This window comes from Microbispora sp. CA-102843 (genome assembly GCF_050936215.1).
In the GTDB taxonomy this organism is placed as follows: domain Bacteria; phylum Actinomycetota; class Actinomycetes; order Streptosporangiales; family Streptosporangiaceae; genus Microbispora.
In genome coordinates, this window is record NZ_JBNJNF010000001.1 from 8,206,438 (window position 1) to 8,229,435 (window position 22,998).

The window sequence follows — 22,998 nt, forward strand, 5'->3', positions numbered from 1 at the left end:
GCCGCCGCACCGTCCGTCCAACGGCACCGCGGGGCCGCTCTCACCGGCCGGGCCGGCCCGCGATCACGGGGGCGAGGGCCGCCTCGGCCGGAGTGAGCACCGTGCGCCACAGGTCGCGCCGCTCCGTCGTCACCGGTTCGAGCGCGCGGGCCTTCCACCACTCCCAGGCGTGCACGATGGGCGGCGGCGGCCGCTTCCCCGCCGGTCCGGCCGCCCCGGCCGAAGGCACGCCGAGAAAGCCCGCGAGCCGGGTCCGACAGGCGGCCGGGTCGGCGACCAGGTCCTCGTAGCGCACCACCAGGCACCGCCCCGGCCCGAGCCGGTCCCGGGCCGCGCGCAGCGACCGCTGGTCGAAGGCCCACTCCTCGGCGAGCTCGCCAGGATCGCGAATCCCCCAGGGAACGGCCCGGTGCGAGGCGGCCACGGCACGAGGGTCGCGCACCACCCCGATGATCTGCAGGGCGGGGTCGGCCGACGTCGCCGCCCGCCACCACAGCAGGTGTTCCGGCGTCTTCTCGCCGTACCGCGCGGCGGGCGGGGACGAGGGCGGGCACAGCGCGACCGGGCGCGAACAGGTGCAGGAAGTGGGTCTCGGGCGGCATCACCACGTCCGGCAGCTCGCAGCACAGCCGCTGGGTCACGGTGGTGCCCGGCCTCGGCGTGCCGACCACGAGGAACGACAGGCGCGGCGCCGCGACCCGCACGCCGTCCCGTGCCGGGGCCCGTGCGGTCTCCGCCACCGCGATCACCGCGCCGTTCCCGGGGACCGTCATCGGGCGTCCCGCGTGCCCGCCGGGGTCCGCCACCAGGGGCCGCCGCGCTCGTCGGCCAGGCGCAGCGCCTCGGCAGCGACCTGCTCGGGCGGGATGTCGAGGCAGTCGAGGGCGAAGGGGCAGGCGAACTGGCGGCAGGGCGAGCACGCGGTGGGCACCGTGAGGATCGACGCCGGGCCGAACCGCGGCCGATACTGCTCCACCCGCTCGGTGCCGGCGAACAGCACGACAACGGGCGTGCCGAGCGCGCTGGCCAGGTGCGCCCCGCCGCTGTTGTTGCACACGACCACGTCGACGGCGTCGATGAGCGCCGCCAGGACCGGTACGTCGAACCGGCCCGGCAGCAGGACCGCGCCGGGCACGCCCGCGCCGGTGGCGTCGACCAGCGACGCCTCCCTGGCCGTGCCCGCCACGAGGACCCGCAGCCCGGCGGCCGTGAGCAGCCCGGCCACCCGGGCGAACCGATCGGGCGGATAGCGCCGCGCGGAGCAGGAGGCCCCGGGAAGGATGAGCGCGCACGGCCGCCTTCCGCGGCCGTCCCCTCCGGACCTGGCGTCGAGCAGGCGGCGGGCCGTACGGGCCGCCTCGGCGGGCACGCACACGCGCAGCCTGCCCTCGGCCGGAGGGACGCCCACCCGTTCGAGCATGTGCAGCGCGCGATCCACCTGGTGGGTCTCGTCCGGCGGCGAGGGCACCCAGTGGGTCAGCCCCGCCCCGCCGAACTCCTTCGACATGCCGACCCGCACGGGCACCCCGGCGAGCCGGCAGAGGTACGCGGCCGGCCAGGGGGCCTGGGAGAACGAGGTCAGGATCACCGCCGCCTCGTAGCCGCCCCACCCGATCCGCTCGACGAGATCCAGGTCGTCGGTGACCGGGACGTCCTCCCCGCCCGTCTTCTGCCACGAGACCGAGGCGGTGAGCACGCCGTCCACCTCGGGGAGCAGCGCGGCCGCGGCGGCGCCCGCGGGGGCGGCCAGCAGATCGAGGCGGGCGCGGGGAGCGGCCCACCGCAGCGCCCGCAGCGCCGGACCCGCCATCACGACGTCGCCGAGGTTGTCGGGACGGATCACGAGCACGCGGGCGAGCCCCCGCCACGGGACCGGCGGGCCTGCGAGCGCCGCGGGATGCTCCATCCCCTGCGCGTACCCTTCGAAGAATGCGACAAAACGGTACATAAAGCAACACAAATGCATAGTTTGCCCGGTAAGTCCCCCGGGCACCTCCCCGGCAGCGACGCCGAGGAGGGAGGCGTGACCGTGACGGAGGGTGGCCGGATCCGCGTGGCGATGGTCCACGGTCCCGGGCCCGCCGACCACGACGGCGTCGGCGACTACGTCGAACGGCTCGTCGGCGCGCTCGGCGACGCCGGAGTCGAGGCGGTGGGGGTGCCCGTGGGGTCGCCGGGGGCCCGCTCCCCCTGGCACTGGCTGCCGGCCACGCTCGACGCCGCCCGGCGGGTGCGGCGGCTATGCCCGGACGTGGTCCACGTGCAGTTCGCCCCTTCGGCCTACCGGTTCTCCGGGCTGCCAGGACTGCTGCCGCCCCTGCTGCCGCCCGGCGCGCCGCTGGTGACCACCCTGCACGAGTACGGCTGGTGGGCGGCCCCCGGATGGGTTCCCGGCCCCGTCTGGCGGCCCCTGGAACGCGCCCGCCTGTGGGACCGGGAGACCGGACGGCTGGTGCCCGCCAGCGCCCTCGTGGTCGTGACGAACGCCTCCCACGCCCTGCAGGTCAGGCGGCGTGTCGGAACGGCCGCCGTGGAGGTGCCGCTGGCGCCGAACATCGTGGATCACGGCGGCGGGCGGCAGGCGCGCGTGCGGGTGCGGGACCGGCTCGGCATGGGGCGGGACGACCCGCTGCTCGCCTTCTTCGGGTTCGTGCACCCCGTGAAGGGCGTGCGGCAGCTCGTCGAGGCCCTGCCCGCGCTACGCGCGGCCCGCCCCCGCCTGCGCCTGCTGGTCGTGGGCGGCTTCACCTCCCAGGCGCTGCCGGAGGCCGAGGCCCGGGCCTTCCATGCGGAACTGGAGGCGCTGGCCGCGCGGCGCGGCGTCGCGGACGCGGTGACGTTCACCGGGCACCTGCCCGCCGCCCGGGTGTCGGAGTTGCTCCACGCGGCGGACGCGGGCGTCCTGCCCTTCACCGCCGGGGTGACGACCAAGAGCGGCGCGCTGCTCACGATGCTGGCGCACGGGCTGCCGACCGCGGTCACCGTGCCGGACGAGCCCGACCCTGCCCTCCCGCTCGGGGAGGCCGTCGCCGTGATCAGGACCCGCCGCGACGCCGCCGCCATCGTGGAGGCCGTCGCGCCGCTGCTCGACGGCCCCGAGGCGCGGCGGCGCATGGGCGGAACGGCCCGGCGCCTCGCCGCCCGCCACTCCTGGTCCCGGGTCGCCGCCGCCCACCGCGCGCTGTACGAGACCCTGGCCGGCCGGCGCCGCCCGCTCAGCCGCCCGGATGCGTGAGCCGTACCGGGAGATCCTGGTCGTCGACCTGCTCGGCGGGATCGGCGACCTGGTCATGCTCCTGCCCGTCGTGCACGGCCTGGCCCGCCGCAACCCCGGCGGGTCGCTGCGCGTGCTCACCCACGAGCCCGGCGCCGCCCTCCTGCGCGGCGACCCCGCCGTCACGCGGGTGCTCACCCCCCGCCACGGCGGCGGGGGCGCGGAGCGGGAGGCGGTGGCCGAGGCGCTGGCCGCCCGGCGTCCGGATCTCGCGATCACCACCACCCGCTACGACGGCATTCCGGATCTTCTCGCCGCCTCGGGCGCCCGGTGCGTCACCGACCTGTGGCGCCGCCCGCCCCCTGACGAACCGGTCGGCGAGCGCTACCTGCGCATCCTGCTCGCCGAGGGCCTGCTGCGGCCCGAGGACGCCCTCGTCCGTCCGGCCGTGCGCCTGACGGCCGCCGAGATCGCGTACGGCGAGAGCACGCTCGCGCGCCGCCTCCCGGCCGCCACCCCGGCAGGCACGGCTCGGCCCCCGGTCGTGCTGATCACGGACGCGGGCATGGACGTGAAGCGGTGGCCCGCCGGGCGCTGGCGCGAACTCGCCGCGCTGCTGGCCCGGCGCGGTCATCCCCTGCTCACGCCCGGCGCGCCGCGCGAGCGGGGCCCCGCGGACGCGGCCCACGCGAAGGACGCGGTTTTCGGCCCGGACGTGGCCGTGCTGCCGCACCGTGGCCTGCGCGGGCTCGCCGCGTGCTTCGCCGCAGTGGGGCGTCGCGGCGGCGTGGTCGTGGGCGGCGACACCGGGCCGCTGCGAGTGGCCGCCGCGGCCGGAGCGGCCGCCGTCGGACTGTTCGGGCCCACCTGGGCCGGCAGGTACGGCCTCGGCTCCCGGGATGGAGTGGGCTCCGCCGACCTGCAGGGACTGCCGGGCTGCCCGCACCGCAGGCCCACGGCCATCACCGAACAGCCGTGCTGGTGGACGGCCGGCTGCCCGCTGTCCCCGGAGGGCCCCGCCTGCATGGCCGACATCTCCGTGGCGTCCGTCGCGCGCGCCGTGACGCGCCTTTGCTCCGATCTCCCCGCGCACCACCCGGCGGACGACGGCTGACCCGCGGCGTGGCAGGCTGCGTACAGGAAAGAACGGCAGCCATGCCGCCAAGGAGGAAGCTGATGGAACGGGACGGCGCGGCACGGCCCGCTGCCCGCTTGGGGCCCGTCACGCGGTCACGCGTCCGGAGAGTATCCGGATCGGCCGTACACGACCGGCGCGACGACCTCGCCACGGAGGAGCCGCTGGAGATCCGGCTCCTTGCCGGGGGCGAGAGCCGTACGGTGGCGATCACCATGCGGACGCCGGGCGCGGACTTCGAGCTCGCGGCGGGGTTCCTGCACGGTGAGGGGATCGTCGGCCCCGGCGACATCGCCGCCATCGGCTACTGCACGGACGAGGACCTGGACCCCGAGGCGCGCTACAACACCGTGACCGTGCGGCTCACCGCCTCCCGGCTGCCCGACCTCGGCGCCCAGGCGCGGAACTTCCTGACGTCGAGCGCGTGCGGCGTCTGCGGCACCGCGAGCCTCGACGCCCTGCGCGACCGCTGCGCCGTGCCGGCCGTGCGCCCGCCGGTCGGCGTGTCCGCCACGACCCTGTACGGCCTGCCGGACCGGCTGCGGGAGGCTCAGGGGGTGTTCGGCAGGACGGGCGGGCTGCACGCCGCCGGGCTGTTCACGCCCGACGGCACGCCGGTGGCGGTGCGGGAGGACGTGGGGCGGCACAACGCCGTGGACAAGCTGGTCGGCTGGGCGCTGCTCGGCGGCCAGGCCCCCCTCGACCGGCACGTCCTGCTGGTCAGCGGCCGGGTCGGCTACGAGATCATGCAGAAGGCCGCGAGCGCCGGGATCCAGATCGTGTGCGCCGTGTCCGCGCCCTCCTCGCTCGCCGTCGACCTGGCGCGCGAGTTCGGCGTCACGCTCGTGGGGTTCCTGCGCGAGGAGCGCTTCAACATCTACGCCTGCACCGAGCGGATCGACGTCGAGCAGGCGGCCGAGACGCCCTGATCCTGGCGAGACCGGTCGGGCGCTCGGAGCCCGAGCGCCCGGCCGGTTCACGCGCCGTCGTCAGCCGGTGTTCTGCAGGCCGGCCGCGACGCCGTTCACGCTGAGCAGCAGCAGCGTGGACAGGCGCTCGCGCTCCTCCTCCGACAGGTCTCCCGTGGCCCGCAGCGCCGACAGCGCCCGCAACTGGAGGTGGCTGAGCGCGTCCACGTAGGGGTCGCGGAGCTGCACGGCGCGCGACAGCACCCGCCGGTTCTCCAGCAGGCGGGCGTGGCCGGTCACCTCCAGCACCAGCCGCCTCGTCAGGTCGTACTCCTCCAGGACCTGCTCGGCGAAGTCGCTCCGGCCCCCCAGGGCCAGGTAGCGGGACGCGATGGAGCGGTCGGTCTTGGCCAGCGACATCTCCGCGTTGTCCAGCATCGCGGCGAACAGCGGCCACTCCTGGTAGGCCGAGCGCAGTTCGGCCATGCCGCCGTCGGTGACCACGGCGGCCAGGCCGCTGCCCAGGCCGTACCAGCCGGGCAGGTTGACCCGCGTCTGTGCCCATGCGAACACCCACGGGATGGCCCGCAGGTCGTCCAGCGAGCGGGGCGCGCCGAGGCCGCGCCGCGCGGGCCGGGAGCCGAGCCGCAGCGAGCCGATCTCCTCGAGCGGGCTGACCAGCGCGAACCACTCGGGGAAGCCCGAGGCCTCGGTCAGCGCCCGGTAGGCACGCTCGGAGGCGGCGGCCACGGTGTCGGCCAGGCCGCGGAACTTCGCCGCCGCGGCGGCCGTGCTCGACTCCACCGCCGAGGTGGACGCGAGCAGCACGGCGTTGGTGACCTGCTCGATGTGCCGCTTGGCGATCGCAGAGTGGCCGTAGCGGGCGAAGATGACCTCGCCCTGCTCGGTGACCTTGAACCGCCCGGCGACCGAGCCGGGGGCCTGGGCGAGCACGGCGCGGTTGGCCGGGCCGCCGCCCCGGCCGAGCGCGCCGCCGCGGCCGTGGAAGAGCGTCAGCCTGACGTCGTTGGCCGCGGCCCAGGCGGTCAGCGCCGCCTGCGCGTCGTACAGGCGCAGGGTGGCCGCCGCCGGGCCGAGTTCCTTGGCCGAGTCGGAGTAGCCGAGCATGACCTCCATGCGCCGCCCGTTCTCGGCGAGCCGCCGGCGCACGGGCTCCAGGTTGACCATGCCCTCCAGCACGGCGGAGGAGTTGTCGAGGTCCTCGCCCGACTCGAACAGGGGGACCACGTCGAGCACCGGCGCGCGGTCGCCCAGGGCATGCCTGGCCAGCTCGTACACCGCCGCGATGTCGTCGGACGAGCGGGTGAACGAGACGACGTAGCGGGAGCAGGCGGTCACGCCGAAGCGCTCCTGGATCCAGCTGATCACCCGGATCGTGGCCAGGACCTCCTCGGTGCGCTCCGACGGCGTGCCGGAGGCGATCTCCTTCAGCGCCGCCGCGTGCACCGCGGAATGCTGGCGCACCTCCAGCTCCGCCAGGTGGAAGCCGAACGTCTCGACCTGCCAGATCAGGTGCTGCAGCTCGCCGTACGCCTGCCGTACGGCGCCGGCGCCGCGCAGGGAGTCCTGCGTGAGCCGCAGGTCGGCCAGCAGCTCGGCGGGCGCGCGGTAGGCGAGGTCGAGGTCGCGGCGGCGGGTCGCGGCGATCCTGGCCGCCACGAACATCAGCCACTGGCGGTGCGGCTCCTGCGGCGAGCGGGTGGCCATCTCCGACACCAGGTCGGGGTGGTCGTCCTCGGCCTGCGCGAGCGCCGCGCGCAGCGCGGCGGACGGCGGCGTGAAGACGCCGGCCAGGGTCAGCGACCTGCCGATCCGGGTGGCGGCGTTCTCCAGCGCGATCAGCACGTGCTCGGCCTGGATCTGGATGGCCTCCCTGGTCACCTTGGCGGTGACGTTGGGGTTGCCGTCGCGGTCGCCACCGATCCAGCTGCCGTAGCGGATGTACGCCTTGGCCAGCGGCTCCCGTGTCCCGGTGCCGGACCCGAGCGCCGCGTCGAGCGAGCGGTAGATCAGCGGCACCGTCCGGAACAGCGTCTCGTCGAACGCCGCCATCGCCGTACGGACCTCGTCCAGCGGGTCGAGCTTGGTGTGGCGGAGCTGGGCGGACCGCCACAGGATGTCGATCTCCTCGAGCAGCCGCCGGTGGGCCTCCTCCCGCTCGGCGGCGCCCCGTCCGGGGGTGTTGTAGGCGTCGAGCTGGGCGCTGACCCGCTGGATGGCGGTGACGATCGCGCGCCGCCGCGCCTCCGTGGGGTGGGCGGTCAGCACGGGCCGGAACTCCAGCCCGTCGATCAGGTCCTGGAGCCGGTCGTCCCCGCGCAGCCGCTGCACGGCCTCCGCGAGGGACTCGCGCAGCGGCACGTCGTCCTTGTCGCGCTGCCGCAGGGTGCGGATGCGGTAGTGCTCTTCGGCGAGGTTGGCGAGATGGAAGTAGCAGGTGAAGGCCCGGGCGATCTGCACGGCGCGGTCCACGGGCCACTCGGCCACCAGGGCGGCGACCTCGTCGGCCGTCGTCTCCTGACGCCGGGCCGCGATCACCGCCTTGCGGAGCCGTTCCACGTCGGCGAGGAGGTCGGGGCCGCCGTGCTCGGCGATCACCTGACCCAGTAGTCCACCCAATAGGCGCACGTCAGCGCGGAGTTCGTCCGGCATCTCCGCTACGGCGTTGTGTCGTTCGGCAGGAGCGATGGCGGCCATGTTTGGAAGGCTAGCGAATCGCGCTCGGCAGCCCGAGGGCGGTCTCACCAATTGGACTAGACCACTGGAAATCGCACGTCATACCAGTCGCGCGTCCGGGGTGCGGAGCGCCTCGGCCGGGGCTTCCGGGAGCGCCCTGAGACGGCGGGTGAGGTGCTGGGCGAGCCTGCCGTGCGCGACCACGATCGCGCCGAACACGACGATCAGCACGGCGATCGGCAGCAACTGGCCGTCGTCGGCCAGGACGACGGTCTGCGCGTCGCCGAGCCCCGTCCTCGCGACCGCCAGCCCCGTGAGCGCGGCGGTCGCCCAGCGGCCGGCGTTCATGATCGCCGGACGCGCGGTCGCGGTCACCGCGGCCGGCAGGGCCAGCACGACGAAGACGATGAGGATGCCGAGCGTGCCCGCGAGGGACAGGCCGGCCGACCCGCCGATGGCCAGCTTGATCCCCCGCATCAGGAGGCGGGCCAACACCCCGATGACCAGGCCGCTCAGCGCCGCCGCTACCAGCGGCGCCCAAATCGCACGGCCCAGCTGCCGGTTTTCGCGCATTATTTCTCCCCCTAGAACGGTCCAAACGGTTATAGAGGCGGGCCGTATCCCCTGCAATACCGCAAGAACTTCGCGACCACTCCGTTATCGCGCGCGTGGCTTATCGGCGTCGCGCGGCCGGCAGGCGTCGGCGACGGCTTCGGCGTCCCAGGAGATTCGGGGTCCCAGGAGATTCGGGGTCCCAGGAGAACGGGCGGCATTCGAGCATGCGCCCGTTCCTGGCGGCGATCAGATCTTTGATGCGGCGAACAACCGGTCAGGTGGGGCGGGAGACGGCGGTGAGGAGTTCGGGGAGGCGGGCGAAGCCGATGCCCGCGGCGAGCCGCCGGCCCACCCAGGCGACCGCCACGCCGTACGGCACGGCGAGCACGGCGACCCAGGTCAGGCCGAGCAGGACCGGAAGCACGACCGGCAGCGCGAGCGCGCCGGTGGCGAGCATCGCGGCGAAGGAGGCGATGAACGCCTGCCCGCCCTGCCCCGGGGCGGCGCCGCTGAAGGCGTTCAGGCGGTCGGGGTAGGTGTACGGCACGGTCACGCTGGTGAGCGAGCCGACGCCCATGGCGACGCCGAGCACGCCCCACGCCACCGGCGCCGCGGCGAGGGCCCAGACGGCGTCGCCCGCCATCAGGGCGGCGATCACCGACACCAGGGTCAGCAGCGGCACCCCGATGACCGTCATGGCCAGGTGCCGGCCGGCCAGGTCGGTACGCAGGTCGCGCGGGGTGGAGAACACCACCGCGTTCATCCACAGCGACCTGCCGTCGATGCCGAACGAGTTGGCCGCCTGCAGCCCGATCACGACGGCCGCCAGGCAGGCGGGCCCGACCACGAACGGCGGCCCGGCCCAGCCGTCCGGTCCCCGCAGGGAGAACATGACGACCACGCTCACGAAGAGCGCGACGATCCAGTTCACCCGGCCCCGCGGCTCCCTCGCGGCGTACTTCAGCTCCTTGGCGACGACGGCGCCGAGCATGCCGCCCGGCAGGAAGCGGCCGAACGGGACCCGTCCGGACCGCCGGACGGAGCCGCCGCCCTGGCTGGAGGAGTCGGGCCGCACCAGCGCGTGCCGCAGCGCGGCGATCCACAGCCACCCCAGCACGACGACGGCCATCGCGACGACGATCAGCTCGGCGACGCCGATGAGCCCGCCGTCGGCGATCGCGTGCGCGGCCAGCCCCGGCGGCGTCCACCGCAGGACGTCCCCCACCGACGCCAGGATCCACGCGGGGTCGTCCGACAGCCTCCCGTCCGAAAGCCTGTTGAGCAGCAGGTTGGGCAACTGGAAGAGCAGCACGCCGAAGACGGCGGCGACCGCGAGCAGGTCGCGTCCCCTGCGGGTGCGCAGCACGCCGGACAGCGCGGTGGTCACCAGGCGGGAGGCCGTGAGGCAGAAGGCGAACTGGAGGACCACGGCGGGCACCCCGAGGAGCACCCCGCCCGGCCCGTGGGCGAGCGCGACCACGCCGCCGAACAGCGCGGCCAGCGAGGCGATCGGCCACGGCCCGGCCGCCGACGCGGCCAGCATGCCGGTCGCGAGCTGCCGGGTGGTCAGCGGGAACAGGGCCAGCCGGGCCGGGTCGAGCGTCTCGTCCAGGCCGAACGCCATCAGCGGCACGACGATCCACCCGACGGCGAACATCGCGAACGCCGCCGACACGAGGTCGAGGGCGACGTCGGACGGCGCGAGCCGGATGAGGGACAGCAGTCCGAACCCCGCGACGGCGACGAGGAGGGCGGCGCCCAGCGAGAAGGCGAAGCCGACCTGCTTGCCGACCTCGCCGCGCAGGCCCCCGCGCACCAGGCTGAGCTTCAGCCGGACGAACAGCCATGTCATCCTCACGGGGCGCTCCCGGAGCCGAGCCACGACAGCCCCTCGTCCCCGTTGCCCCGCACGCCGACGAGGTCGAGGAACGCCTCGTTGAGCGTGCGGCCCCGCCGTACGTCGTCGAGCGGGCCCTGCGCGACGACGAGCCCCCGGTTCATCACCGACACCCAGTCGCACAGCCGCTCGACCAGGTCCATCACATGGCTGGAGAAGACGACGGTGGAGCCCGAGGCGGTGTATCTGCGCAGCACCTCGACCAGCGTGTTGGCCGAGACGGGATCGACGCCCTCGAACGGCTCGTCGAGGAACAGCACGCGCGGGTTGTGCAGCAGCGCCGCCGCGAGGCCGATCTTCTTGCGCATGCCGGTGGAGTAGTCGACCACCAGCTTGTCCTGCGCCTCGGCCAGATCCATGACCTTGAGCAGCTCGTCGGCGCGCCTGCCGACCTCGTCCAGGGGGATGCCGCGCAATTGGCCGCCGTACGTCAGCAGTTCGCGGCCGGACAGCCGTTCGAACAGCCGCAGGCCCTCGGGCAGCACGCCGATGTGCGCCTTGACGCCGACGGGGTCGGCCCACACGTCGCGGCCGTCGATCTCGATCCGCCCGCCGTCCGGGCGCAGCAGCCCGGTGACCATGCTCAGCGTCGTCGTCTTGCCCGCGCCGTTGGGGCCGACCAGGCCGGCGAAGCTGCCTCTCGGCACGACCAGGTCGACACCGCCGACCGCCACCTGCTGCCCGAAGCGCTTGTACAACCCCTGCGTGCGTACGGCGTCCGCCATGTAGCCCCCACTTGCTATAAAGCCGTCGTAAAGCCGAACGAACGGCACAGTGGCCGCGTTCCTGCTAACAGTTCCCGCCCGGGCAACCGCGATCCCGGTGAGCGCGACCCGGCGCGCCCACATGGCGCCGGTCTGGTTAACCTGTCGGCCATGGATTCGACGCGACCCGGAGCGGCGTTCGGGACCCGAGGGCCGCTCAGCATACGAGGAACGGTGAGCGGGCGATGAGCGCCGAACACGCCCCCGAGATCGACATCCACACCACCGCCGGCAAGCTCGCCGACCTGGAGCGCCGCCGGAGCGAGGCGGCCCACGCCGGCTCCCAGCGAGCGGTGGAGAAACAGCACGCCAAGGGCAAGATGACGGCCCGCGAGCGGCTGGCGGCCTTCCTCGACGAGGGCTCCTTCGTGGAGTTCGACGAGCTGGCCAGGCACCGGGCGACCGCCTTCGGCCTCGACCGCGAGCGCCCGTACGGCGACGGCGTCGTGACCGGGTACGGCACGGTGGACGGCCGGCCGGTCGCGGTGTTCGCGCAGGACTTCACGGTCTTCGGCGGCTCCCTCGGCGAGGTCTTCGGCGAGAAGATCGTCAAGGTGATGGACCACGCGCTGAAGACCGGCTGCCCGGTGATCGGCATCAACGACTCGGGCGGTGCGCGCATCCAGGAGGGCGTGGTCTCCCTCGGCCTCTACGCCGAGATCTTCAAGCGCAACGTGCACGCCTCGGGCGTGGTCCCGCAGATCTCGCTGATCATGGGCCCGTGCGCCGGCGGCGCCGTGTACTCCCCCGCGCTGACCGACTTCGTCCTGATGGTGCAGGAGAAGTCGCACATGTTCATCACCGGGCCGGACGTCATCAAGACCGTGACCGGCGAGGAGGTGACGTTCGAGGAGCTGGGCGGCGCGCACACGCACAACTCGCGCTCCGGCGTCGCCCACTACGAGGCGTCCGACGAGCAGGACTGCCTCGACTTCGCCAAGGCGCTGCTGTCGTACCTTCCGTCCAACAACATGGACGATCCGCCCGCCTTCGACATCGAGGCGGACCTGGAGACGACCGACGAGGACCGCGAGCTCGACACGCTGATCCCCGACTCGGCCAACCAGCCGTACGACATGCACACGGTCATCGAGCACGTCCTCGACGACGGCGAGTTCCTGGAGGTCCACGCGGGATTCGCGCCGAACATCGTCGTCGGCTTCGGCCGGGTCGAGGGGCGTTCGGTGGGCGTCGTCGCCAACCAGCCGATGAGCTTCGCCGGGACGCTCGACATCGCCGCCTCCGAGAAGGCCGCGCGGTTCGTGCGCACCTGCGACGCCTTCAACATCCCGGTGCTGACCTTCGTCGACGTGCCGGGCTTCCTCCCGGGCACCGACCAGGAGTGGAACGGCATCATCCGGCGCGGCGCCAAGCTGCTCTACGCCTACGCCGAGGCGACCGTGCCGCTGGTCACCGTCATAACGCGCAAGGCGTACGGCGGGGCGTACGACGTCATGGGGTCCAAGCACCTCGGCGCGGACGTCAACCTGGCCTGGCCCACCGCCCAGATCGCCGTGATGGGCGCCCAGGGCGCGGTCAACATCCTCTACCGGCGCGAACTGGCCGCCGCCGACGACCCGGACGCCTCAAGGGCCCGTTTCATCAGCGAGTACGAGGACACGCTGGCCAACCCCTACCTCGCGGCCGAGCGCGGCTACGTGGACGCCGTCATCCGGCCCTCGGACACCCGGGTCCAGATCGTCCGCGCGCTGCGCGCCCTCCGCAACAAGCGGGCCACGCTGCCCCCGAAGAAGCACGGGAACATTCCGCTGTGACCAGCCGCGAGCCGTACCTCAGCATCGTCCGGGGGGACGCCACCCCCGAGGAGACCGCCGCCCTCGTCGCCGCCCTGGCGGCACGGGCGGCGACGCGGGGCGCCCGGCCGGCGACCCCGGAAACGAGCCCGGGCAACTGGAGGATTCCGGCGCGTCGGCTGCGCCCGGGACTCCCGCACGGCCCGGGAGCCTGGCGCGGGGCCTTCTTCCCCGGCAGCTGACGGGCGTCTTACGACGCCATCCACGACGACTACGGACCGATTACATCGCCGGAACCGGGTGTCAACTGGCTCAAGAGTTGGGACTATCTAGAAAGCGGGGGAATATAGTCAGCCGATCAACTAGTGACGAGTCCAGGAGGACACCATGGCCATCCCGGACTTCAGCGCACATGGCATTGCCGCAAAGTATGCCGTTCTCGTGGATGTCGGTTACCTTTATGCGGCCGCCGGCGAAGTTCTCTTAGGCGCCAAGGAGCGTAAGGAGTACCGCGTCGCCGCGGACGAGCTGATCCAGTCGCTCCAGAAGCACGCGCTCGAACGCATCCCGGGTGAGCTGCTGCGCGTCTACTGGTACGACGCCGCCCGCGACCGCGTGCCCACGGTGGACCAGCGTGTGATCGCCCAGCTGCCCTGGGTCAAGGTCAGGCTGGGCAACCTGAACGCCCGTGGCCAGCAGAAGGGCGTGGACGCGCAGATCCGCAGCGACCTCGAGGCCCTCGCCCGCCACCACGCCGTGAGCGACACCGTGCTGATCGCCGGCGACGAGGACATGGTGCCCGCCGTGGAGGCCGCGCAGGCCTACGGCGTGCGTATCCACCTGTGGGGGGTCGAGCCGCCGTTCGGGACCAACCAGGCCGAGCGGCTCGTCTGGGAGTCGGACACCGTCGAGATCATCAGCGCCGACTTCCTGCGTCCGTTCTTCACCCGCGCCCCGGTGCCCGTGCCCGTGCCGCCCACGCCGTCGCCCGCCCAGGTCTTCGCGGGCCGTACGGTCAAGCCGATGCCGCCGAAGGCGCCCGTCGGACAGGCCGCCAAGCTGGGCCCGGGCCGACCCCACGTGGAGGAGGTCGGCGAGCACGTGGCGCAGAAGTGGATACTGACCCGCGGCCGCGACAACATCCGCGACCTGCTGCCGGGTCCGCTGCTGCCCACGGTCATCGACACCGAACTGCTCATCGAGGCCGAGAAGGAGCTCGGCCACTCTCTTCGGCCCTACCCGGAGGCGCGTGTGTGGCTGCGCGACGGCTTCTGGGCCCGGGTCTACCGCGAGTTCGACCTCGGGGTCGGCATCTCAAGCAAGTGACGTCGGCGTTCTGATCCAGCGTCCGAGCTCGCGCGGGAGCGTTCCAGGCGCACTGCCCGGTCTCGCGCGAGACCCCTCCGCCTTGTCGGGGCACCCTGACGGCCGCGTCCGATTTCCGCCAGCCCACATCGATGGCCAGCGCATAACGTCGTGTACGTGACCACACGACAGCTCGACTTCGACGCGTGCTACCTCGCCGTCTCCGCGCGGGATTCCCGCTTCGACGGGCGTTTCTACACGGCTGTCACCACCACCGGCATCTACTGCCGCCCGATCTGCCCTGCCCGCACCCCCGCCCGGGGCAACGTCCGCTTCTATCGGCACGCCGCCGCGGCCGAGGCGGCCGGATTCCGGCCCTGCCGACGCTGCCGTCCGGAGCTCAGCCCCGGCGACCCCGGCTGGGACGTGCGCGCCGACCTGGTCGGACGTGCGCTGCGACTGATCGACGACGGGGTGGCCGACGAGTCCGGCGTCGCCGGGCTGGCCCGCCGCCTGCACGTGACCGAGCGGCACCTGCACCGCCTCTTCGCCACCGAACTCGGCACCGGGCCGCTCGCCGTCGCCCGCACCCGGCGGCTGCTGCTCGCCAAGCAACTGCTCACCGAGACCACCCTGCCGATCACCGACGTCGCGTTCGCCGCCGGGTTCGGCAGCGTACGCCAGTTCAACGCGGCCATGAAGGAGTCGTACGGCTTCGCGCCGGGAGAACTGCGCAGAACCAACGGGCCGATGCACGAGAAGGGGGGTCCTGTCGCCCTCACGACCGGGCTGACCCTGCGGCTCGGCCACCGGGAGCCGTACGACGCGCAGTCGGTGCTGCGCTTCCTCGCCGCCCGGGCGATCCCCTCGGTGGAGGCGGTCTGCCGGTCGGAGGACGACGTGACGGCCTACACGCGGGCCGTCCCGGGCGGCTCGATCACGCTGCGGCCCGCCGCCGGCCACGTCCGGCTCACGGTGCGTACCACCGAGACGGACCGGCTCTCCCGGCTGGTGGCACGCTGCCGCCGCCTGCTCGACCTCGACGCCGACCCCGGGGCGGTGCGGGAGATCCTCGGCTCGACGTCGCTCGCGCCGCTGGTCGCGGCCCGTCCCGGGCTGCGCGTGCCGGGAGCGTACGACGGGTTCGAACTGGCGGTCCGGGCGGTCGTCGGGCAGCAGATCTCGGTGGCCGGGGCCCGCACCCTGCTCGGCCGCATCGCCGCCAGGGCCGGCCTGCCCGCCGTCCCCGACCGCTCTTCCGACGGGAACGGCGACCCCGACGCGGCCGCGACCGGCCAGGTGCCGTTGCTGTTCCCCACGGCCGACCGGCTCGCCGCGGCCGACCTGGACGGCCTCGGGCTCACCACCCGCAGGGTCGCCACGATCAGGGCGCTGGCCGAGGCGGTGACCTCCGGAGCGATCGACCTCGACGGCGCGGGCGACCCCGCCGACACCACCGCCAGGCTGCTGGAGATCCCCGGCATCGGCCCGTGGACGGCCGGCTACATCGCGCTGCGCGCGCTGCGCGACCCGGACGCGTGGCCCGAGGGCGACCTCGTGCTGCGCAGGACGATGGAACGGCTCGGCATCGCCGCGGGCGAGGCCGAGCGGTGGCGGCCCTGGCGGGCGTACGCCGCGCTCCACCTGTGGAGCCACGCCTCCGACAATTCAGACACCACACCACAAGGACGCGACAGATGATCATCACGCAGACCGTGCCCACCCCGGTCGGCCCCCTCGCTCTGCTCGCCCGCGACGGCGTGCTCGTCGCGGCCGGTTTCACCGCCGATCCGCGCGAGATGTTCGCCCGGCTCTCGCCGTCCCTGCGGGCGCTTCCCCTGCGGGAGGGCGATCTCGGCGACGCGGCCGAGGCCGTGCGGGAGTACCTCGACGGGAAGGTCGACGCGCTCGACCGGATCCCGGTCGAGCAGCCCGGCACCCCCACGAGGCAGCGCCTGTACGAGGCGCTGCGCGCCGTGCCCGCCGGGGCCACCGTGTCGTACGCGCAGCTCGCGGAGAAGGCGGGGCTGCCCAGGACGGCCGCGCGGGCCGCCGGGTCGGCCTGCGCGCAGAACCTGATCGCGCCGTTCGTGCCGTGCCACCGCGTGCTGCCCTCGACCGGCGGTTACGGCAGCTACTACTACGGCACGCCGGTCAAGGAGTGGCTGGTCGCCCACGAGTCCCACGCCTGACCTGCCTGTCGGGGCCGAGGTCCGGGAGCGGACGGGTCAATCCTTGACGATGCTCTGGACCTCGCCGACGGGCACGTCCCTGGCCGCCGCGACCTGGATGGGGTCGTACGCGAACGGAACGGCCTGGCCGCCCTGGTTGCCGTTGCCGACGACGTTCCAGACGCTCGTCACGGTGAGCGTGTAGACCTTGTTCGGCTGGTCGATCGAGGAGTGCAGGTAGACGACGCCGCATTCGGGCTTGTCGTCTCCGTCCTTGTCGGCTCCCTTCACGTACGGCTTGCCGGTTGCGCCGCATCCCTTGTCGTACACCTCGGCGCGGTCGTCGCTGGTGCCGGACTTGATCTCGAGATGGTCCGGCGTCGCCGTGACGGTCGCGGACATGACCCCCGGCAGCGTGGCGGTGACGGACCGGGGCGCCGCCTCGGCTCCGTCCAGCCACACCCAGGTGCCCAGGTTGACGTAGCTCTTGGCGTCCGGGCTCAGTTTGATCTTCGGCTCCGGCACGGTCAGCGCGGCCCGGGCGATCTGCATGAGCTGCTCCAGCGTGATGCCTCCGGCGGGGGTGGTCCCCTCGGGCACCCAGACGAGTGGCTCCCGCTCGGCGGCGCACGCCTGTCCTGCCGGGTTGCCGGCGTCGTAGGCGACGCCCCACCACTGGCCCTTCTCGCCGACCTTGCTGCCGAACTTGCCGAGATCGACGTCGTAGTCCATCCCCGCCTCCACCGCCTGCTTCTTCTGCTGCGCCTGGAGGTTGCGCATGTCGTCGGCCGACGCGTTCGGCTCGTACCAGCAGGGCTGGGGGATCCGATAGCCGTCGCTCTTGCCGCCGAGCCCGTTGCCGGACAGGCCGATCCTGGAGTTGGTCAGCTTGACGCCGGCCGTGTTGCCCTTCTGGAACGCCTCGCCGTGCGCCCCGACGTCCGGGTCGGCGGCGGCGGGTGGCGCGCACACCGCGAGCAGGGCCCCCGCCAGCAGGGAAGTCACAGCAATGGCCCTCATCGCAGGCACTCCTTCGCGCGCTCGTCCGGATAGTCCGCGTGGCGGTAGAGCCGGATCCGCCAGACGCCGTCGTCGCCGTGCCCCAGGCCGGCGGTCTGCAGGAAGACCGCCCGCGGGCGTTTGAGCCAGGCGGGCTGACGGGCCAGCGGGGTGCCCTCCTGGTCGGTCAGCCGCACGCCGGTCAGGTCGACGCAGCCGTCGGCCTCCGCCCCGCGTCCCGTCACCGCGGGCACCCGCAGGGCATAGAGCCTGGCCACGCCCCGGGCCGACTGTTCGTCCTTGAGGAACCCCTGCACCCAGGTGACGGCGTCCATGTAGGCGGACGACTCGGCATCGATCCCCTTCGCGTACGAGCGGTCCCCGCCGGAGGTGCCGACGGCCCGCCACTGTGCCGTGAAGTCCTCGGCGAACGCCTTGATCACGGCCGACCGCTTCGGATCCGGCTCGTCCGGCCACTCGATCTCGATCGTCAGTCCGGGCGCCGCCGTGACCGTCTCGGCACCCGGCTGCCGGCCCGGCGACCCGGAGTCCGCCGCCGCGGCCGGCTTCACGCCGCCGCCCGGCGTGAAGCCGCGGTCCGCGTCAGGCGCGGCGCACGCCGAGAGGAGCAGCGTGCAGGCCGAGGCGAGCGACACCGCCGCCGTGGCGAGTCCTGGACGCATCACCGGGGTCCTCCGCAGTACGCGATCCCCCGCTGCTGTCACCCTAGAAACGGCCGTCGGGGATGAGCCAGCGCTATGCGCGGATCGGCATGATTCGGAGGGGGACGTCCCTGGCATTGGGGCTCCGATCAGGCGAGACGTGAGGTTCTGAGGTCCGTCTTGAGGTCCAACGGGTTTCTGAGGTCGGGGGAGACGGTCCGGCGCCAGTCGGGCAGCAACTCGTCGATGAGCGCCTCCGTCTCCGGCGCCATCCCGCCGCCGTACGGGTGGGAGGTGGCGCGGCGCAGCAGGCCGTCGACGACCGCCCGCAGCCGGACGGGCTCCCCGGTGGCGTGCGCCGCCCGGAGCAGGTCGCGCCACAGCCCCTCGTCGTCGGCCGCGAGCAGCAGCCCGGCCCGGGCCGCGGCCACCGCGCCGTGCGGGTCGTGGCGGGCCAGCCGTATCTCGCACAGCGCGTGGGCGGCGTCCGCCACCCAGGCCGTCACGTCGTACTCCAGAGGGTCGGCCGCCAGCCAGGCGTACCGGTCGGGCGGCCTGCCGTTCAGCAGCGGGCCGCGCACCAGGTTCAGCGCGCGCTCCAGCAGGTCGGCCTCCATGCCTCCGGGCTTGCCGTCACCGGCTTTCACGGCGCCTGGTTCGGCGGCGTCGGCCCACTCGCCGGCCTGCCGTACGAGGTCCTGGAACAACCGCCAGTCCGTACGGATCTCCGGCCCGAGCCGCACGCGCCCAGACCGGTCGACGAACAGGTGGGGGCGTCCCTCGGAGTCGCGCCCGAGCCATTCGGCGACCCTGGCGATCGTGGCGTCGCGCACCGCGAGCTGCACGCCGCGCGGCCACAGCACGCCGGCCAGCACGGCCGGATGGACTCCGTCCGGATGGGTGGCCAGGTAGACGACGAGTTCGTGGGCGAGGCCCGCCCGGCCCTCTTCGAGCGGGTTCACCGGGCTGATCTCGATCGGGCCGAGGACGCGCACCTCGATGGAGGGCGGCTCCTCGCTCAGCCGCTCCACCACGGGAGTGAGCGGCTCGCCCTCCTGCTGCCGGGCCGTGCGGAACAGGTTGATCACGGCGTCGTAGTGCCGGCGCGGCAGCAGGTGGGCCTCGATGTCCAGACCCAGGGCGTCCACGCGGGCCCGGCCGTCGTCGGTGACCTCCCACGTCCAGGTGGCGTGCGGCACCTCACCCGCGATCACGAAGCCGCTCGCCGTACGCGTGCCCTTGCCGAGCAGCGCCAGCCGGCGCGCCTCGTCCTCGTCGGGACGGATGGCCGACAGGAGGTAGTGCGGGGTGTAGGCGGGGTCGGCCACGCGGCTGTGGACCCGGCCGGTCAGCACGTCGCCGTCGTAGCGGGCACGCTCCTCGAACTCCGGCAGCACCTCGGCCAGGCTGCCCGCCGTCCTGATCCGCTCGGGCGCGAGCAGGGTCAGCTCCTCGCCGAAGCCGACGAGCGTGATCCGCATCTGGTCGGACCACCGGTTGGTCGCCAGTTCGACGGCGAGCGCCGACAGCGCGGCGACGGTGTGCGCCCCGGTGATCGCGATCACGCCGTGGGCGGCCTCCAGGTCGACCAGGACCCGGCCGCCCTGCCCGGTGCCGAGCGAGACCAGCCCGGGATAGGGCGCGGGCACCCCGGCCAGCACGTGCTCGTCGATGCGGCGTCCCTCGTGGGCCGGAAGGCGCCACACCTGCCCGTCGTCGCAGGACTCCCACGGCTCCGGCGCGTCCTGTTCCGCCGGGTGGATCCACAGGTCGAGGCCCCGGTTGGACAGGTGGACGGCGTAGATCGTCGGAGGGCGCAGCCCGGCGTCGGCCAGCAGGCGGCCGAGCAGGCGCAGGCCGATGTCGAGCATGCGGCTGCCGGGGGCGTCGGCGCCGAGGCGGATGGCGACCTCGGCCTCGGCGGCGTCTCCGCGCGGCCGGGCGATGCGCCATCCGAAGGCCCGGCGCCACAGCTGCTCCCGCCGCCTGCGGCCGAGCAGGGCCAGCAGCCCGGCCGCCGCCAGGGTCGAGGCCGCCAGGTAGTCGGCGAGGACCGGCCCGCCCTGCCGCTCCCCGGTCTCCTCACCTGCGGTCGGATGGCCCGCTTCCGTGGGCCCGGCGGCGGGCCGGACGGTGGTCGTGATGATCGGACGCGAGGTGGGCGTCGCGCGGGCGGTGGCGGGCGTGTCCTTCGACTCGCCGGTCCGGCCGTTCACCTCCGACGAGGTGTCCTTCGCGTCGCCGGTCCGGCCCTTCGGCTCCGACGGGGTGTCCTGCGGCATCGCGGGCGGCGGCAGCACGATCCCCGGCTTGCCCGGCTCGGGCGTCACCCTGCCCCGCTCATGGCCCGCGTCGCCGGTCCGTCCGGCTTCACCCGGCCGGGCGCCGTCGCCCGGCCCCTGGCGGTCGCCACTGTCGGGCCGGGTGGTGTCCCCCTCGTTCGTGCCTCCGGTGTGCGAACCGGCGGTGGGGCGCAGGTCCGGCGTAGCGCGCCGGTCCTCCGTCATGCGGTGGTCGGCATGGACGTCGCCGCCGGTCGCCCCTCCCCCGGCGTACCGGGTGTCGCCGTCGAGTTCGGCGGGCGCCTGGCGGTGCTCCTTCAGGATCTCCGGCCGGTCCTCGTCCACCGGCACGACGTGGACGTTCCTGGCGTCGTCCGGCATGTCGAGCACCCAGCCGGGACGGATGAGGTCGGCCATGTGCAGCCAGCTGCCGTCGGGCTGCTCCTTGTGCTGGTTGAGCCGGTAGATCTCCGGATAGCGGCGCCCGTCCCCCAAGCACTTCTCCGCGATCTCCCACAGGCTCTCGTGGTGGCGCCCGTGCGGAGGCTGGACCACGTAGACCTTCTTGACCTCCCTGGCGTGCAGGGCCGGTCGCTCCGCCTCGGCCTGCGGCACCGGCGCCGACAGCGCCGCGACCTGCGGCCGGATCGGAGCCGGGGCGCCCGCGCGGGCGATGGGCACCGCCACGGCGGTCGCGGTGAACAGCAACAGCACGGCGGAGACCAGGCGGTTCGCGAGCGCCTGGGTGCCGCCCGACAGCGGCACCCGGGCCGGCATGCCGACCCGCCGCAACCCCGCGTAGACCTCGACGACCACGCACAGGAACAGCTGCAGCCAGGCCAGCCACACCAGGAGGATCAGGATCGCGGTGATCGTCTCGGGGCCGACGCGGCTGGTGAACAGGTCCGCGTTCAGCAGGTCGCCGCTGACGGGCGGGCCGGCCAGCCGGAGCAACGCGTACGGCACGCCGCCCACCAGGCCCACCAGCGCGACCAGCGCCCCGAGGCCGGCGAGGAAGTCCCCGGCCGTACGCCGGGTCCGCAGCCGTACGGGCCGGTCGTCGTGCCAGTGCTCGGGCGCCCGTTGCGGCCCCAGCACGGACGGCATGCCCTCGGCGCGCGGTCGCGGACCCCGCCCGGGCGTGCCGCCTCCCGCGACCTCGCGATCGGCGCGCGGATCCCGGCCGGGGACGCCACCTCCCGGAACCCCGCGCGCGACCCCCCGCCCGGGCCCCCGCCGGTCCTCGCGGTGGAACTCCTCCCGCCGTCCGCCCGGCGGCCGTGTCCCTGTCACGCCTCCCCCGGATCAGGAGCGGCCGTGGCCTCGGCCTCCATGTCGGAGCCGGCGAAGCCGAGCGCGGACAGGAAGAAGGCGTCCCAGTGGACCGACACCGCCACCGTGACGTCCGCCTGACCGCCGCCCACGGTGCACTTGGTCATGCGTACGCCGTCAGCCCCCTGGTTCGCCGTGATCTTCTCGGCCTCGCCGCACACCGCGCTCTCGTCGGCGAGCAGCCGCACCTGGCCGGTGGCCCGCAGGGTCTCGACGTCGATCTGGTCGGCGGCGGCGCGCGCGGCCTGCTCGGCGATGTCGGCGGCCTTGAGGCGGGCGTTCATGGCGGCCCCGCCGTCCACCAGCAGCCCGGCCAGCAGGAACACCACCCCCGAGAAGAGGACCACGAACACCGACATGGAGCCCCGCTCCCCCGACCGCCCTCGTGCGGCGGAGTGCGCCGCACGCGGGGTCACTCCACCCTCCGATACCGTTCGAGCGGCACGACCGAGGTGCCCGACATCTGCTTGGCGGCGCCGAACCCGAGGAAGTCGAGGTTCAGCTCGCAGGTCACGGTCATCCTGACGAAGCCGTCCATCTTCCAATCGCTGCCGGACATGTCCACCTGCGGCGAGCAGTCGCCGGAGAGCGAGGCTTCGGCGGCCTCCTTCGCGGCCGACTCGGCCTCCGCCTCTGTGCGCTGCACGGAGGCGGCCCGGGCGGCGTCCCGCGCGGCCCCGTTGACCTCTCCCTGGGCCTCCACGATCCGGCCCGCGCCGACGAGGAAGAGCAGGAACAGCAGGAACAGCGGGGCCAGCATGACCGTCTCGGCCGTCATCGACCCGCGCTCTGACCGAGTCATTCGCAGCCGTCCGAGCCGTCGTCGGGACGGAAGCACTCGATGGGCCCGCCGAAGCGTGACGTGATCGTGAAGGTCATCGCGGGCAGCAGCGGCACCACCTGGACGGCGCTGCCGGTGACCTCCACGCCGCGCTGGTCGCCCTGCTCCCACGCCTGCGCCTGGGCGTTCTTCAGCAACTGCGGTCCGATCGCCTGCACGATCTGCCGCGCCTTGCCCTCGGCCGCCTCCTGCCAGCCGTCGGAGCCGCCCGCACGGGCGATCCGCGCGCCCTCCCGTGCGGCGGCGTCGGCGACCTGGCGGCCGTGGAACCAGAGCGTGACCTGGACGATCAGCAGCACGACGGCGAGCACGATCGGCATGAGCATGGCGAGCTCGATCACCGTGGCACCGCGCTCGCCCCGCCCACGTCGCCGGATCCGCCGACCCCGCTCGCCGCGCTCGATTCGCCCGCCCCGCACACGGTGCGCGGCGGTCGCGGCACGTGGGACGGTCGCGGCATGTGGGACGGTCACGCCCTGCAC

Annotated in this window: 20 protein-coding genes; 8 read left to right on the forward strand and 12 right to left on the reverse strand. The window is 73.9% G+C overall.

Annotation, left to right across the window (positions count from 1 at the left end):
- Nucleotides 1–40: 40 nt before the first annotated feature.
- Nucleotides 41–556: a sulfotransferase family protein gene (locus ACQEVJ_RS37860; protein WP_433113186.1), complete on the reverse strand. Its 516-nt coding sequence runs from the start codon at nt 554–556 to the stop codon at nt 41–43.
- A gap of 213 nt (nt 557–769) precedes the next feature.
- On the reverse strand, nt 770–1,906 hold the full coding sequence (locus ACQEVJ_RS37865; protein WP_433109492.1) for a glycosyltransferase family 9 protein: 1,137 nt from the start codon (nt 1,904–1,906) through the stop codon (nt 770–772).
- A gap of 117 nt (nt 1,907–2,023) precedes the next feature.
- On the opposite strand from ACQEVJ_RS37865, the gene ACQEVJ_RS37870 reads away from it, so the two are divergent.
- The 3 genes from ACQEVJ_RS37870 to fdhD all read left to right on the forward strand — a co-directional run bounded on the left by ACQEVJ_RS37870 (nt 2,024) and on the right by fdhD (nt 5,278).
- Nucleotides 2,024–3,235 (forward strand): glycosyltransferase family 4 protein, encoded by a 1,212-nt coding sequence (locus ACQEVJ_RS37870; RefSeq protein WP_433109493.1) that lies wholly within the window; start codon nt 2,024–2,026, stop codon nt 3,233–3,235.
- Nucleotides 3,228–4,328: a glycosyltransferase family 9 protein gene (locus tag ACQEVJ_RS37875; RefSeq protein ID WP_433109494.1), complete on the forward strand. Its 1,101-nt coding sequence runs from the start codon at nt 3,228–3,230 to the stop codon at nt 4,326–4,328. The genes ACQEVJ_RS37870 and ACQEVJ_RS37875 overlap by 8 nt, the downstream gene beginning before the upstream one ends.
- A gap of 62 nt (nt 4,329–4,390) precedes the next feature.
- Complete coding sequence (gene fdhD / locus ACQEVJ_RS37880; protein WP_433109495.1) at nt 4,391–5,278, forward strand: formate dehydrogenase accessory sulfurtransferase FdhD; 888 nt, start codon at nt 4,391–4,393, stop codon at nt 5,276–5,278.
- A gap of 60 nt (nt 5,279–5,338) precedes the next feature.
- Here the strand turns inward: fdhD and ACQEVJ_RS37885 are convergent, their stop codons facing one another.
- The 4 genes from ACQEVJ_RS37885 to ACQEVJ_RS37900 all read right to left on the reverse strand — a co-directional run bounded on the left by ACQEVJ_RS37885 (nt 5,339) and on the right by ACQEVJ_RS37900 (nt 11,131).
- Nucleotides 5,339–7,975, reverse strand: a complete 2,637-nt coding sequence (locus ACQEVJ_RS37885) for a phosphoenolpyruvate carboxylase (protein WP_433109496.1) — start codon at nt 7,973–7,975, stop codon at nt 5,339–5,341.
- Nucleotides 7,976–8,053: 78 nt separating this feature from the next.
- Nucleotides 8,054–8,527, reverse strand: a complete 474-nt coding sequence (locus ACQEVJ_RS37890; RefSeq protein WP_433109497.1) for a hypothetical protein — start codon at nt 8,525–8,527, stop codon at nt 8,054–8,056.
- A 256-nt stretch (nt 8,528–8,783) separates the two neighbouring features.
- The gene (locus tag ACQEVJ_RS37895) at nt 8,784–10,361 is read right to left on the reverse strand and encodes a hypothetical protein (RefSeq protein ID WP_433113189.1); all 1,578 of its coding nucleotides are present in this window, start codon (nt 10,359–10,361) and stop codon (nt 8,784–8,786) included.
- A gap of 2 nt (nt 10,362–10,363) precedes the next feature.
- Complete coding sequence (locus ACQEVJ_RS37900) at nt 10,364–11,131, reverse strand: ABC transporter ATP-binding protein (RefSeq protein ID WP_433109498.1); 768 nt, start codon at nt 11,129–11,131, stop codon at nt 10,364–10,366.
- A gap of 224 nt (nt 11,132–11,355) precedes the next feature.
- Between ACQEVJ_RS37900 and ACQEVJ_RS37905 the strand changes: the two genes are divergently transcribed.
- The 5 genes from ACQEVJ_RS37905 to ACQEVJ_RS37925 all read left to right on the forward strand — a co-directional run bounded on the left by ACQEVJ_RS37905 (nt 11,356) and on the right by ACQEVJ_RS37925 (nt 16,421).
- On the forward strand, nt 11,356–12,945 hold the full coding sequence (locus tag ACQEVJ_RS37905) for an acyl-CoA carboxylase subunit beta (RefSeq protein WP_433109499.1): 1,590 nt from the start codon (nt 11,356–11,358) through the stop codon (nt 12,943–12,945).
- Nucleotides 12,942–13,166 (forward strand): acyl-CoA carboxylase epsilon subunit, encoded by a 225-nt coding sequence (locus tag ACQEVJ_RS37910; protein ID WP_433109500.1) that lies wholly within the window; start codon nt 12,942–12,944, stop codon nt 13,164–13,166. Before ACQEVJ_RS37905 ends, ACQEVJ_RS37910 begins: the two co-directional genes overlap by 4 nt.
- Nucleotides 13,167–13,365: 199 nt before the next feature.
- On the forward strand, nt 13,366–14,250 hold the full coding sequence (locus ACQEVJ_RS37915; RefSeq protein ID WP_433109502.1) for an NYN domain-containing protein: 885 nt from the start codon (nt 13,366–13,368) through the stop codon (nt 14,248–14,250).
- Nucleotides 14,251–14,406: 156 nt separating this feature from the next.
- Entirely contained in the window at nt 14,407–15,930 is a 1,524-nt protein-coding gene (locus ACQEVJ_RS37920) for a DNA-3-methyladenine glycosylase 2 family protein (RefSeq protein WP_433109503.1), read from the forward strand.
- The gene (locus ACQEVJ_RS37925) at nt 15,927–16,421 is read left to right on the forward strand and encodes a methylated-DNA--[protein]-cysteine S-methyltransferase (RefSeq protein WP_433109504.1); all 495 of its coding nucleotides are present in this window, start codon (nt 15,927–15,929) and stop codon (nt 16,419–16,421) included. Before ACQEVJ_RS37920 ends, ACQEVJ_RS37925 begins: the two co-directional genes overlap by 4 nt.
- A gap of 36 nt (nt 16,422–16,457) precedes the next feature.
- On the opposite strand, the gene ACQEVJ_RS37930 is transcribed toward ACQEVJ_RS37925, so the two are convergent.
- The 6 genes from ACQEVJ_RS37930 to ACQEVJ_RS37955 all read right to left on the reverse strand — a co-directional run bounded on the left by ACQEVJ_RS37930 (nt 16,458) and on the right by ACQEVJ_RS37955 (nt 22,989).
- A complete protein-coding gene (locus tag ACQEVJ_RS37930; protein WP_433109505.1) occupies nt 16,458–17,420 on the reverse strand; it encodes a hypothetical protein in 963 nt (320 codons plus the stop codon).
- Nucleotides 17,417–18,082, reverse strand: a complete 666-nt coding sequence (locus ACQEVJ_RS37935) for a hypothetical protein (RefSeq protein WP_433109506.1) — start codon at nt 18,080–18,082, stop codon at nt 17,417–17,419. Before ACQEVJ_RS37935 ends, ACQEVJ_RS37930 begins: the two co-directional genes overlap by 4 nt.
- Before the next feature lie 128 nt (nt 18,083–18,210).
- Nucleotides 18,211–21,636 carry a hypothetical protein gene (locus ACQEVJ_RS37940; protein ID WP_433109507.1) on the reverse strand — a complete coding sequence of 1,142 codons (3,426 nt, stop codon included), beginning with the start codon at nt 21,634–21,636 and terminating at the stop codon, nt 18,211–18,213.
- Nucleotides 21,633–22,034 (reverse strand): pilus assembly protein TadG-related protein, encoded by a 402-nt coding sequence (locus ACQEVJ_RS37945; protein ID WP_433109508.1) that lies wholly within the window; start codon nt 22,032–22,034, stop codon nt 21,633–21,635. The genes ACQEVJ_RS37940 and ACQEVJ_RS37945 overlap by 4 nt, the downstream gene beginning before the upstream one ends.
- Nucleotides 22,035–22,087: 53 nt before the next feature.
- Nucleotides 22,088–22,453 (reverse strand): TadE/TadG family type IV pilus assembly protein, encoded by a 366-nt coding sequence (locus tag ACQEVJ_RS37950; RefSeq protein ID WP_433109509.1) that lies wholly within the window; start codon nt 22,451–22,453, stop codon nt 22,088–22,090.
- A 20-nt stretch (nt 22,454–22,473) separates the two neighbouring features.
- Nucleotides 22,474–22,989, reverse strand: coding sequence for a TadE/TadG family type IV pilus assembly protein (locus tag ACQEVJ_RS37955; protein ID WP_433109510.1), 516 nt, complete (start codon nt 22,987–22,989; stop codon nt 22,474–22,476).
- Nucleotides 22,990–22,998 lie beyond the last annotated feature (9 nt).